The organism is Psychroserpens sp., from assembly GCF_045105015.1.
Lineage (GTDB): Bacteria > Bacteroidota > Bacteroidia > Flavobacteriales > Flavobacteriaceae > Psychroserpens.
In genome coordinates this window covers 1-9,039 of the sequence record NZ_JBGCCX010000176.1, presented here as the reverse complement: position 1 = coordinate 9,039, position 9,039 = coordinate 1, and the positions used below count along the sequence as shown (strand labels likewise).

At 32.1% G+C, this 9,039-nt stretch carries 6 protein-coding genes; 3 read left to right on the top strand and 3 right to left on the bottom strand.

The window, feature by feature from the left end:
* Positions 1–19: 19 nt before the first annotated feature.
* Together AB8B90_RS13470 and AB8B90_RS13465 are read left to right on the top strand one after the other, a co-directional pair.
* Positions 20–2,794, top strand: a complete 2,775-nt coding sequence (locus AB8B90_RS13470; RefSeq protein WP_405337878.1) for a putative LPS assembly protein LptD — start codon at positions 20–22, stop codon at positions 2,792–2,794.
* A 141-nt stretch (positions 2,795–2,935) separates the two neighbouring features.
* Positions 2,936–3,700 (top strand): energy transducer TonB, encoded by a 765-nt coding sequence (locus tag AB8B90_RS13465; protein ID WP_405337875.1) that lies wholly within the window; start codon positions 2,936–2,938, stop codon positions 3,698–3,700.
* Here the strand turns inward: AB8B90_RS13465 and rimO are convergent.
* Positions 3,697–5,004 carry a 30S ribosomal protein S12 methylthiotransferase RimO gene (gene rimO / locus AB8B90_RS13460; protein WP_405337872.1) on the bottom strand — a complete coding sequence of 436 codons (1,308 nt, stop codon included), beginning with the start codon at positions 5,002–5,004 and terminating at the stop codon, positions 3,697–3,699. The two genes, AB8B90_RS13465 and rimO, sit on opposite strands and share 4 nt — an antisense overlap.
* Before the next feature lie 103 nt (positions 5,005–5,107).
* On the opposite strand from rimO, the gene AB8B90_RS13455 reads away from it, so the two are divergent.
* Positions 5,108–6,199 (top strand): serine hydrolase domain-containing protein, encoded by a 1,092-nt coding sequence (locus tag AB8B90_RS13455; RefSeq protein ID WP_405337869.1) that lies wholly within the window; start codon positions 5,108–5,110, stop codon positions 6,197–6,199.
* Here the strand turns inward: AB8B90_RS13455 and AB8B90_RS13450 are convergent.
* Both AB8B90_RS13450 and ftsY read right to left on the bottom strand, forming a co-directional pair.
* Positions 6,196–7,830, bottom strand: coding sequence for an amidase family protein (locus AB8B90_RS13450; RefSeq protein ID WP_405337866.1), 1,635 nt, complete (start codon positions 7,828–7,830; stop codon positions 6,196–6,198). The two genes, AB8B90_RS13455 and AB8B90_RS13450, sit on opposite strands and share 4 nt — an antisense overlap.
* A 47-nt stretch (positions 7,831–7,877) precedes the next feature.
* Positions 7,878–8,852 (bottom strand): signal recognition particle-docking protein FtsY, encoded by a 975-nt coding sequence (gene ftsY / locus AB8B90_RS13445; protein WP_405337863.1) that lies wholly within the window; start codon positions 8,850–8,852, stop codon positions 7,878–7,880.
* Between the last annotated feature and the right edge of the window lie 187 nt (positions 8,853–9,039).

Below are 9,039 nucleotides of genomic sequence, written 5' to 3'. Positions count from 1 at the left end.
ATAAAAAATATATGTAATTTTGGCAATTCAAAAACCGAGCCATACTTTAGCAAAAATACATTTAAAAGCATTGCATACAAAAAGCTTTCATATACTTTTTACCTTAAGTTTTACCGTGTTTATCAACATGTTTTGCTTTGCCCAGGAATTGCCAAAACCCAAAGATCCAATAAAACCAAAGTCTATTACTGACTCTACAGTTGTTAAAGCTGATTCAATTATCGGGTTACCACTACCAATCAAAGAAATTGACAGCACTCAAAAAGATTCTGTTCCAAAGAAGAAAGAGTTCTTAACAGATATAGTAAAATACAAAGCTAAAGATTATGTACAGTTAAACCAACGGTTACAGCAAACCACACTCTATAATGAAGCTGACATAAAATATGGTGACATGACTATTACTGCAGGAATCATTATTATTGACCATAACAAAGACTTAGTTTTTGCTAAAGGCATCACAGATTCTTTAGGTGTCTACACTCAACCTCCAGTATTTACACAAGGCGCAAATGTTGTTGAACCAGATTCTTTAGTTGTTAATACTGTTAGCAAAAAGGCGCTTATATACAACTCAAGAACTGAACAAAGTGGTGGAACCATAATTTCTGAAATAAGTAAGCGTGAAAATGATTCTGTGATTTTTGTTAAAAATGCAAAATTCACAACCTCTGAAAATTTAGACGATCCTGAGTATTATTTTTTAATGCGTAGGGCAAAAATTGTTCCAGGAAAAAAAGTAGTTACAGGTCTAGCCAATATGTTTATTTATGATGTACCTACTCCAATTGGTGTGCCGTTTGCTTATTTTCCAATGAGCGACAAACAAACTTCTGGTATTATTTTCCCATCCTTTGGTGAAGATAACGGAAATGACAGAGGTTATTTTTTACAAAATGGAGGCTATTATTTTGCTATAAGTGACTATATAGATTTAGCTGTTTTAGGTGATTATTACACCAATGGCAGTTATGGTTTACGACTTGAAACTAATTATGCTACACGCTATAGATTTAATGGTAATTTAAGTGTCAGGTATGAGAACCTAATTAATAGTGAAAGAGGTTTTCCTGATTTTTCAAAATCAACTATTTACAATGTTAGATGGTCTCATAATCAAGACGCTAAAGCAAATCCGAGTTCTAGGTTTTCAGCATCAGTTAACTTGGGTAGTAGCACTTATTTTAGACAATCTATAAATCAACTTAACCTTTCAAATTCTCAAAATAATACTTTAGCATCTTCAATTTCATATTCAAAAACTTTTGAAGGTGAACCTCAAGCAAATATGAGTGTAACGGCAACGCATTCCCAAAACACTAATACAGAAATCATTAATATGACCTTGCCTACGTTTCAAGGAAGTGTGAGTCGTGTTTTTCCATTTGCACCCAAAACTGGAAGTAAAAAAGGCATTATTCAGAACATTAACTTTCAGTACAACGTAAGGGCTGAAAACAGAATTCAAACAACCGATTCGTTATTCTTTAAAAAAGAGATGTTTGATGATGCTAAAATTGGAGCTTTACATTCAATTCCAATTTCTACCAATTTCAAGGTATTAAAATACTTTAGCATGAGTGCTAGTGCCAACTTTGAAGAAAACTGGACATACAACACAATTAAACGCTTTCAGGACGAAAATGGCGACATTATCACTGAAGATCTTACTGGTTTTGATCGTTTTTACACTTATAATTTTAGTACGAGTATAGGAACAACTATATATGGGTTATTCAATTTTGAAAAAGAAGGAAAAGACCCAAAAATTCAAGCTATTAGACATGTTATTAGACCATCTCTTAGTTATAATATTAATCCAGCTTTTGATCAATACTATGATTCTTTTGAAGTTGTTGATGCAGATGGAACAACAACAGGAGATGTAAGAAGAGAGGAATACACGCGTTTCCAAGGTTCTATATTTGGAGCACCTAACCAGAATTTTTCCAGCTCTTTAGGAATTTCTGTTGGAAATAATTTTGAAGCAAAAGTTAGAGATAATGATAGCACTGCAACAGAACCAAAGAAAATAAAATTGCTCAACAATTTAAATTTTTCAACATCATATAATTTTGCAGCCGATTCCTTACGTTGGAGCCCTATGAGAGTTTCAGGAGGTACGACCATCTTAAATGACAAGATGAATATTAATTTTGGAGCTACACTAGACCCATATGCACTTGACAATAACAACAGAAGAATCAATCAATACAACATAGATAATGGAGGCAGTTTATTTAGACTTACAACTGCCAATTTAAATATGAGTTATACACTTTCAAGTAAATCATTTGAGAGTACTGGACGAGAAGATGATCCTGCAATACAAGAGTCTATTAGAAGTGGTGGACGAGCTGATGACTTATTTGGAAAACCTCAAGATTTTGCTGACAAACGTCTTACTGATAAAAATAGAGACAATGACGAAGCGGAAGAAGAATCAGAATTGTATAATTATAAAATTCCCTGGAGTTTACGTTTAGCTTATGCTGTAAATTATTCTAACAGCACTAGACAAAATGAAATTTCATCTCATTCTTTAATGTTTTCTGGCGATGTAGAATTATCGCCTCGTTGGTCTGTTGGAGCCTCTTCAGGTTATGACTTTGTAAATCAAGGTTTCACTTTAACACAACTTAGATTTGAGCGTGATTTATTATCATGGCGACTCAATTTTAGTTGGGTGCCATTTGGAACTTATAATTCATGGAATTTCTTTATTGGAATTAAATCAAGTCTATTAAAAGATCTTAAATACGACAAAAGAAGGCAACGTGATCAGCAGTTATAGGTTTTTACTCGACTTCAGCTTATTATTTATTTGCTTTTTGAATTGATTGACATAAAATTTACACTTTTTTTACACTTAAATTATCAATACAAGCTTCAACCTATACTACTTTTAACTAAATTAAACTTAAGCAATTCTGATATGAAAAAGAACACACTTATTTTTAGCACAGCATTAGTATTGGTGAGCTTATTATTTTTTAGCTTCAAAAATTGGAACTCTACTCCTATAAATGAAGCACAAGTAATAAACAAAGAACTTCCTGATCTCTATTATGGTGTTGGTCCTCGATTTGCTACCATAAATAAAACAAAGCTTGACAAATCAACTAGTATTTATGATTTTCTAAATGAAGGAGAAAAAAATCAAATTGATCAATTCGAATCAGTTGAGATTGTAGTTATTAAAGATGAAAGACAAACAGCAATTAGTGCGTTTGGAAAACATGAAAATCTAACTAATGCTCAGTTAAAACTATTGAGGTCATTAGACTATTTTAATCATTTTGCAATTAGAACACATTTCAAAGGAAAAAATAAAGACACTGGAAAGTTAGAAGATCGTTTTTTCAATCCTCACATCACAATTGTTCCTGACCACCAAGCTACATACGAAAATGGTGAAAAAGCACTTATTAATTATTTCAAAGAAAAAAGCAGCGAAGCTGTATCGATTATAAGAGGAGATAATCTAGGAGCTGTAATGTTATATTTTACAGTAACAAAAGATGGATTAATAAGTAATATTTATCAAAAAAGAATGTCTACTGGATATCCTTCAATCGACGAAAAATTCAAACAACTAATTAAAAATATACCAGGAAAATGGAGTCCTGCTGAAAATGATAAAGGCGAGAAAATTGACCAAGAATTGGTATTTACTTTCGGTCCTGCAAATGGTTGTTAACTAGAAACGACATCTGCATATAAATCAAAATCTTCGGCTTCAATCACTTTAACAGTTGTAAATTCACCAGTCTTTAAATATGTATTTGTAGCATCGATTAAGACTTCGTTATCTACATCTGGTGAATCGTATTCAGTTCGACCTATAAAATAGTTACCTTCTTTTCTATCTATTACGACTTTAAACTCTTGCCCAATTTTAGCCTGATTTAATTCCCAAGAAATTTGAGATTGAATTTCCATAATTTGATTGGCTCTATCAATCTTTACATCTTCTGAAACATTATCTTCCAAATTGTAGGCATGTGTATTTTCTTCGTGCGAATACGTAAAGCATCCTAAACGTTCAAAACGCATATCTTTAACCCATTGTTTTAAGGTCTGAAAATCTTCTTCAGTCTCACCAGGATAACCAACAATCAAAGTTGTTCTGATGGTCATTTCAGGAACTTTATCACGAAATTCCTTGATCAGTTTTGTGGTTTTCTCTTTGGTTGTACCACGACGCATACTTTTTAAAATTGAATCTGAAATATGCTGTAAAGGAATATCTAAATAATTACAGACTTTTTTCTCTCTGTTCATAACATCAAGAACATCCATTGGAAAACCAGTTGGGAACGCATAATGTAAACGAATCCATTCTATACCATCAACCTTTACAAGATTTTCAAGTAATTCTGCAAGGTTTCTTTTTTTGTAAATATCTAAACCATAATAGGTTAAATCTTGAGCAATTAAAATAAGTTCTTTTACACCATTTGCTGCTAGTTTTTCAGCTTCTATAACAAGATCTTCAATGGGTGTACTTTTATGTTTTCCTCGCATTAAGGGAATAGCACAAAAGCTACAAGGCCTGTCACAACCTTCGGCAATTTTTAAATACGCATAATTTTTGGGAGTTGTAGTAAGACGTTCACCTATTAATTCATGTTTATAATCTGCACCTAAAGCCTTGAGTAATTGAGGCAATTCAGTAGTTCCAAAATATTGATCAACATTAGGAATTTCTTTCTGCAGATCTGGTTTATAACGTTCACTTAAGCATCCTGTCACAAAAACCTTATCTACATCACCAGCTTCTTTTTTTTGCATAAACTCTAAAATTGTGTTTACGCTTTCTTCCTTAGCATTATTAATAAAACCACAAGTATTAATCACAACAACATTACCTTCTTCCTCGTGAACAACGTCTTTGCCACTAGCTTTTAATTGTCCCATTAACACTTCACTATCGTAAACATTTTTACTGCAACCTAGTGTAACAACGTTAATTTTATTTTTCTTAAGTGATTTAGTTCTCATAATTAAATTTCAATTGGCAAAGATACATAATGATTTGTGATAAATTTGTTTTCAAATGATTAAACCTTTCTTAAGTAAATTGGTCAAATAAGAAATCATATAAATGAAAAAATCATCCATTTTAAATTTTCTGTTTAGTTGTATTGTATTGTTTAACTGTTCGTCTGATGATAGTAATAATTCGGAAGTTGAAATCAATGAAACTCTAGAACCTGAACAAACTTATTTCCCTTCTATTGATGGAAGTGATAACTGGGAAACAGCATCTCCTTCAGATTTAGGTTGGAATACAAGTCAATTGCAACCACTTTTAGATTTTCTAGAAGAAAAAAATACTAAAGGGTTTATAGTACTCCATAATGGTAAAATTGCAGTAGAAGCTTATATGAATGACCACAGTTTAAACGCTCCTTGGTATTGGGCAAGTGCTGGAAAAACACTTACAACAGCAATTACAGGAATTGCTCAAGATGAAGGCTTGTTAAGTATTAATGATAAAGTTTCAGATTATATTGGTACAGGATGGACAAGTATTTCTTTAGATAAGGAACACCTAATCACTTGTAAAAATCTATTATCTATGACTTCTGGATTAGACGACTCTTTAAGTGATATTTCTCCCGAAAACCTTCAATATATTTCAGATGCTGGTAATCGTTGGGCTTATCATGGTGTGTTTTTAAAATTGCAAGATGTTATTAGTAATGCGAGCAATCAAACTTGGACCAATTATTTCAACACTAAATTAAAAACTAAAATTGGAATGTCTGGTTCATGGTTTCCATTTGAAAACACAAATGTTTATTGGAGTACAACAAGAAGCATGGCACGCTTTGGTTTACTAACTTCTGCAAAAGGGAAGTGGGAAGACAGCCAAATTATACCTGAAGTTTTTTTAAATGAAGCAACAAACACATCTCAAAACTTAAATGAAGCTTATGGATACATGTGGTGGCTCAATGGAAAAACAACCTACAGACTACCACAAACACAATTAGAATTTGAAGGAGAATTAATACCAAATGCTCCTAATGATATGTATTGTGCATTGGGGAAAAATGATCAAAAAATATATATTGTACCTAGCAAGAAATTAGTCGTAATAAGAATGGGTGATGCAGCAAATAGTGTAAACTTTGCTTTATCTAATTTTGATAATGAGTTGTGGCAAAAAATTAATGCTTTTATAAACTAGTTATAATTTTTAGGAGCTACTCTCATTTTAGACGCTTGCTCATAAGCATAAGCCCATTGTAATAATGAATATTCAGATAAAGACTTAGAAATAAAAGTTAAGCCTTTAGGAATTCCTTCACCTGTGTAACCCATTGGAACTGTTATTGCTGGATATTCAGCGACAGCAGCTTCAGAAGCGTGATAATTATTAATCGATAAAATGGCATCAAGGTTTTCAGCTAACATTGGCGTATCAAAAAATTCCTTTCCATTTGTATTCAATATGTTTTTGATAGCATCCAACTCTTGTTTTGTGCTACTATCTTCAGAAACACCTTTAAATAGTTTTTGTCCATAAGGCATTGCTGCATCTGAATTTGCTGAATTATATGCCATTACATCTTCAATTGTTTTGTATGGAATTGAAGCACTTGCATGAGACTTAAAATAAGCTACCAAATCAACTTTCATGTCAAGATTTAGTAATCTTATAAAGTCAGGCAAATCAACTTCTACTTCAGAAATTTCAACAATTTCAACACCTTTACTTTTCAACACATTAATAGCATTGTTATATAAGGTATCTTTCATTAATTCTTTAAAAGCTCCGAAACGCTTTCCTTTTATACTAGCCTCAGAAACACCATTGAAATAAGGTTTAAAATTTGATTTTATAGATTTAAAATCACTTTCGTCATAACCTTTCATTGCATCTAAAACAATAGCATTATCTATCACATTTTTAGTAATTGGTCCTGGTGTGTCTAGTGTAGATGAAATTGGAACAATACCTGTTCGACTTAATAAACCAATTGTAGGTTTTAATCCAACTACAGAATTTTGACTAGAAGGCGATAATATTGATCCAGATGTTTCACTTCCAACAGCAGCAGCACAAAAATTAGCAGCAACTGAAACACCACTTCCTGAACTTGAACCACCAGTATCAATGATTCTTCTTCCATATGGATTTAATGTTTGTCCACCAATTGCACTATAACCGCTTGGACAATCACCACAGAAAAAATAAGCCCATTCACTAAGATTAGCTTTACCTAAAATTATAGCGCCTGAATTTTTAAGTGTTTTAGTTATAAAAGCATCATCAGTATTATTTCCTTTAAGTGCTAATGCACCTGCTGTTGTAGGCATTCCTAATGAATTGATATTATCTTTGAGTAAGATTGGCATTCCAAATATAGGATGCTTCAATTTTTTATTTAAATACTCACGATCTTTTTGTCGTGCCTCTTCAATCGCTTTTGAATTTACTGCAATTACAGAATTTAATGACAACTCATTTTCTCTATCTAATGTTCTGATTCGATATAAATAGAATTTAGTTAAAACCTCATAGCTTAATTTACCATTCGCTATATGACTTTGTATATTTGGAATATCTTGATTTAAGATGAATGGTTTTAAAGCATTATATTTTTCTTCTGAAAGATCTTCTAATTGCTTATCTAAAGACTTCCAAATTGATTCATTTGAAATAACTTTTGAATCTAGTACTTTAAAATCTCTAAAATCTTTAGTTGAAATAGCACTAATATCTACTGAGGATTCAACGTTTTGTTCTGTTTGTTTTGAATCTTTCTTACATGAAAGTAGTGTAAATGCTACAATTAAAACCAGTAAATGTCTCATATTTTGAAAATAATTGAATGGATATACTATTTAAATTTTAATGATTTTTATTTAAAAAACGAATCTACAAACTCATATTTATTAAACACCTGTAGATCTTCAATACCTTCTCCTACTCCAATGTATTTTACTGGAATTTGAAACTGATCACTGATACCTATAACCACGCCTCCTTTAGCAGTTCCGTCTAGTTTGGTAACAGCAAGTGTAGTAACTTCAGTAGCAGCAGTAAACTGTTTTGCTTGCTCAAAAGCATTTTGACCAGTGGAACCATCAAGTACTAACAAAACGTCGTGAGGTGCATCACCAACAACCTTCTGCATGACACGCTTTACTTTGGTTAATTCGTTCATTAAATTGACTTTATTATGTAAACGACCAGCAGTATCAATAATTATAACATCAGCATCTTGATTAAGTCCAGATTGTAAAGCATCAAAAGCGACACTTGCAGGATCAGATCCCATTTCTTGTTTAATCATTGGGACATCAACACGATCTGCCCAAACTTGAAGTTGGTCAATTGCAGCAGCTCTAAATGTATCAGCAGCACCTAAAACAACTTTCAAACCTTTCTTTTTAAATTGGTAAGCTAATTTTCCAATTGTAGTTGTTTTACCAACACCATTAACACCAACCACCATCAGAACATAAGGCGTTTTGGAGTCATCTTCCTGTTTTGGTAATTCAGGAATAATATAATCAGTGTCCTCACCTGAATTAGTTTCAGACAACAAGCCAGCAATCTCTTCTCTTAAGATTTTATTTAATTCCGAAGTCCCAAGATATTTATCTTTAGCGACTCGATCTTCAATACGTTCGATAACTTTAAGTGTTGTATTAACACCTACGTCACTACTCACTAAAATTTCCTCTAAATTATCTAAAACATCATCATCAACTTTAGATTTTCCTGCTACAGCCTTATTTAATTTTGAAAAAAACGATGATTTGGATTTTTCTAGTCCTTTATCTAAGGTCTCTTTTTTTTCTGAAGAAAATATTTTTTTAAAAAAACTCATTCGTAATACTTATTTGGTTGGTTGTAGTCAAATGTCGCGCCGAACTTTAATTTCTGCTATTATGGCAGAATAAAGGTCAAATATAGACATAAAAAAACTGCTTTCAAATATGAAAGCAGCTCTGCATTAAACACAAGAATGTTTAATTTATTTTTTGTTTAAAAAATCATTGACAAACTCTGGTGCC